The 4184-nt window shown below is 75.8% G+C and carries 2 protein-coding genes; one reads left to right on the forward strand and one right to left on the reverse strand.

What is annotated here, in order from left to right; all coding sequences use genetic code 11:
* Window positions 1–2920 (forward strand): ATP-binding protein (locus tag CCN51_RS50560; RefSeq protein WP_107426318.1); only part of this gene is annotated, 2920 nt, incomplete at its 5' end.
* A gap of 20 nt (window positions 2921–2940) precedes the next feature.
* On the opposite strand, the gene CCN51_RS50565 is transcribed toward CCN51_RS50560, so the two are convergent.
* A complete protein-coding gene (locus tag CCN51_RS50565) occupies window positions 2941–3864 on the reverse strand; it encodes a siderophore-interacting protein (RefSeq protein WP_014181514.1) in 924 nt (307 codons plus the stop codon).
* Between the last annotated feature and the right edge of the window lie 320 nt (window positions 3865–4184).

The raw sequence follows: 4184 nt of genomic DNA on the forward strand, positions 1-4184 counted from the left end.
GGCCCAGCGCCACCTCGGCCGTCAGGCGGTCACGGCGCGCCTGGGCGTGGCGGCCGAGGTGGCGCTGGGCCGCGCGGAGGGCGCCCTGGCCGAACTGGCGGCGCTGGCCGGCCAGGAGCCGCTGGACGAGCCGCTGCAGGCGCTGTGGATCCGCGCGCTGCGCGCCACCGGCCGCCGTGCCGAGGCCCTGCAGGCGTACGAGGAGGTCCGCCTCCGGCTCGCCGATCGCCTCGGCGCGGATCCGAGCGGTGAACTGCGCGCCCTGCACGCCGAACTCCTGGCCGAGGACGCGACCCCGTCGCCGCCGGACGGTTCGGCGTGGCCTGACGGGAGCGGCGCCCCTGGGTACGGAGGGCACCCCGGGCGCGGCGGGCAACAGGGGCCGGGGAATCTGCGGCCCCGGCTCACCACCTTTGTCGGGCGCGAGGCCGAACTGGGCGGACTGGTCGGTGAGTTGGGCGCCCGGCGGCTGGTCACCCTGATGGGCCCCGGCGGCGTCGGGAAGACCCGGCTGGCCCTGGAGGCCGCCGAGGCGGCGGACGGAGCGTGGCCGGGCGGGGTGTGGGTGGCCGAGCTGGCGCCCGTACGGGGCGGGGAGGCCGTGGCGGAGGCGGTGCTGACCGCCCTCGGGGCGCGCGATACGGCGCTGGGCGGGCCCGGCGCCCGGGAGCTGCGGGCGGCTGAGGGAGCCGCGCCCGGCCCCCTTGCCGAGCTGCTGGAACACTGCGCCCGGCGCCGGATGCTGCTCGTCCTGGACAACTGCGAGCATGTGGTCGGCGCCGCGGCCGAGCTGGCCCAGGCCCTGCTCGCCGACTGCCCCGGCGTCACCGTACTGGCCACCAGCCGGGAGCCGCTGGGCGTGCCGGGCGAGTGGGTACGGCCCGTCGAGCCGCTGCCGCCCGAGGTGGCGCTGCGGCTGTTCGCCGAGCGTGGCGCTGCCGTGCGCCCCGGGTTCGGCACGGAGGACGACCGGCCCGCGTGCGAGGAGATCTGCCGTCGGCTCGACGGCCTGCCGCTGGCCATCGAGCTGGCCGCGGCCCGGCTGCGGGCGCTGACCCCGCGTCAGATCGCCGACCGCCTGGACAGCCGCTTCCGGCTGCTGACCGGCGGCCATCGGACCGCACTGCCCCGGCAGCGGACGCTGCGGGCGGTGGTGGACTGGTCCTGGGACCTGCTGGACGAGGGTGAGCGGACGGTGCTGCGGCGGCTGGCCGTCTTCGCGGGCGGCTGCGCGCTGGAGGAGGCCGAGGCCGTCTGCGCCGAGCCCACCCGCGCCGGGGGCGCCACCCCTGCGACCCTCGACATCCTGAGTTCCCTTGTCGACAAGTCGCTCGTGCTCGCCGTCCCCGAGGGCCCGGACGGAATGCGCTACCGGCTGCTGGAGACCGTCGCCGAGTACGCCGCGCAGCGGCTGGCCGAGGCCGGGGAGCGGGAGGACGTCGAGCGGCGGCATCTGGCCGTCTACCGCGAACTGGTCCGCACCGGCGACCCGCTGCTGCGCGGCCCGGAGCAGGCGCGGTGGCTTGAGCGGTTCGAGGCGGAGCACGACAACGTACGGGCCGCGCTGCGGCGCGCCGTGGAGCTGCGGGAGGAGCAGGAGGCGCTGTGCCTGGCGCTGTCCATGAGCTGGTTCTGGCAGCTGCGCAACCACTACGGGGACGCCCGCTCCTGGGCGCCCGCCGTCGCGGCGCTCGGCCCCGACCCGTTCCTCGCGCCCGTACGGCCCGCCGTGCCGCTGGCCGACCCCTGCACCGCCCAGGCGCCGCCCTGGTCCGAGGAACAGCTGTGGGAGGCCAGGCGCGGGGTGCGGCTGATGGTCTTCGCGAGCGACGGAGGGGGCGCCGCCCCGGCGGACGGGGAGGGCGCCCAGGAGTATCTGCGCGGGATCGTCGACGCGTACCGGCCGGGGCTGCCGCAGACCTGCCGTCAGCCGGGCTTCCTCTGGTTCTCCGCCAGGCTGCTCACCGGCCGGGCCGCGAGCCTCGGCGAGACCCTGGACGACGCGGTGCGGGACTGCCGGGAGTTCGGATACGTCTGGGAACTCGGTCTCGTCCTGCTGCTGCGGGCGAGGCTGCGGTACGGCGGCCACCCGGGCGGCCCGGAGCGATCGGAGGGCGACGCCGACCAGGCGCTGGCTCAGTTCGAGCGGGCCGGCGATCCGTGGGGGATCGCGGAGTCGCTGTCGGTGCGAGGCGAGGCGTACGAGTGGCGGGGCCGGTACGAGGAGGCCGCCGCCGACTTCGGGCGCGCTGTCGGGATCGCCGCGCGGGGCGGCGCCAAGGCCCAGGTCCCGGCGCTCAAGGCCAAGCTGGCGTCCGTACGGCTGGAGACCGCCCGGGACGCGGGGGAGGAGGCCGAGGCCGAGCGGGTGTTGCTGCAGGCGGTGACGGAGTCGGGTCAGTACGCGGGGGAGGCTCTGGACACGGCGCGGCTGATCCTGGTCCAGCGCCTCGGCCGCACCGGCCGTACCACTGCCGCGCGGGACCAGCTCGACCTGCTGGAGCAGGCATTTCCGGCCGCCACCCCGGCGTTTCTCACCGGCATGGTGGCGGGTCTGCACGGCTGGCTGGACTGCCTGGACGGTGCGTACGAGCGCGCCCAGGGGCACCTCCGGCGGGCCGTGCGCTCCCTGGAGACCCTGGCCTATCTGGTCGCCCCGCATCTGATCGTCGAGCAGTTCATCAGCGCCGCCTGGGCGAAGGCGCACCTGGGCGCGGCGGAGGACGGGGCGCGGTTGCTGGGCGCGTACGACCGCGGGCCCGTGATGGAGGGCTTCTGCTTCCGCTCCTTCTCGGCCGCGGCCGAGGTGCGGCAGCGGGCCGAGGCGGAGCTGCGCCGCGCGCTGGACGGGCCGACGTACGAGCGGGCCTACGCCGAGGGTGGCGGCCTCCCGGTGGAGGAGGCCGCCGCGCTCGTGTGATCGTGCCGGCCGCGGGCACTTCAGCCGTTCGGCTCCGACCGCGCGTCCGCCACCCGCTCCCGCGCCTCGGCCAGGTCTTCTTCCGTCGGGGCGTCGTCCTGGGTGAGCTTCAGCCGCCAGTAGCCGGTGAAGTCGACCGACCGCCGGTCGATGCCGCGCTCGTCGAGCAGGTGCCGGCGCAGGCTCCGTACCGCCCCCGCCTCACCGGCCAGCCATGCGAAGACCGAGCCGGACGGGAAGGCCGCCGAGCGCACCGCGTCGAGCAGGAGCCCACCGGATCCGGCGGGGCGCCCGCCCCGGTGCAGCCAGTGCACCTCCACCTCGCCCGCGGTCGTGAAGCGCTGTTCGTCCGCCGCGTCGGCCACCTCGATGTACGCCACCGCGCGGGCGCCCTCGGGCAGTGCCTCGATCAGCGTGCCGATCGCGGGCAGCGCGGACTCGTCACCGGCCAGCAGTGTCCAGTCGGCCGCGCCGAGCGGTACGGGGCGGGCGAAGGCCGCCGAGGGGCCGAACATGCCGAGCGTGTCGCCGGGCCTGGCCGTCCGCGCCCAGCGCGTCGCCGGGCCGACATCCCCGTCCCCGTCCCCGTCCCAGTCCCCGTCGCCGTCGCCGTCGCCGTCTCCGTGCAGGACGAAGTCGATGTCCAGCGCCCGGCGCCGCGGGTGGTGCGCCCGGATGGTGTAGCTGCGCATCCACGGCCGCTCGTCCTCGGGGATCGCCTGGTACGCCTGGTACCACCGCATCACATCGCCGTCCCCGCCGGGCTCCGGGAGGCGGGGCGCCGACTGGCCGGGCCTGGGGAAGTACAACTTGACCTGCTGATCGGGCGCGTCGCAGACGAAGTCGGCGAGGTCGTCCCCGCCGAAGGTCACGCGCGCCATGCGCGGGGTGATCCGCTGGACGTCGGTGACCTGGATGAACCGGACCGGCAACGACTGCTGCACCGAATCTCCTGAAGGCTGTAGGGCTTGGACCGGGCGGCCCACTGGGTGCGCCGCCCATGCCCTCGACAGTCCCAGCCGCTCCCTACAACCGGTCTACAGCTCGTCTACAGACGCCCGTAACGCCGTCATGAAGGAGTCGGGGCCTCGAGTCCGTACCCGTCCACCAGCGCGCGCCCCGCCCGCGTGGCGCGGGCGGGGCGCGCGCTGGTGGACGGGTACGGACTCGAGGCCCCGACTCCTTCATGACGGCGTTACGGGCGTCTGTAGACGAGCTGTAGACTGGTTGTAGGGGGCGGCTGTGACTGTCGTGGGCATGGGCG

It is taken from the genome of Streptomyces milbemycinicus (assembly GCF_002154605.1).
In the GTDB taxonomy this organism is placed as follows: domain Bacteria; phylum Actinomycetota; class Actinomycetes; order Streptomycetales; family Streptomycetaceae; genus Streptomyces; species Streptomyces milbemycinicus.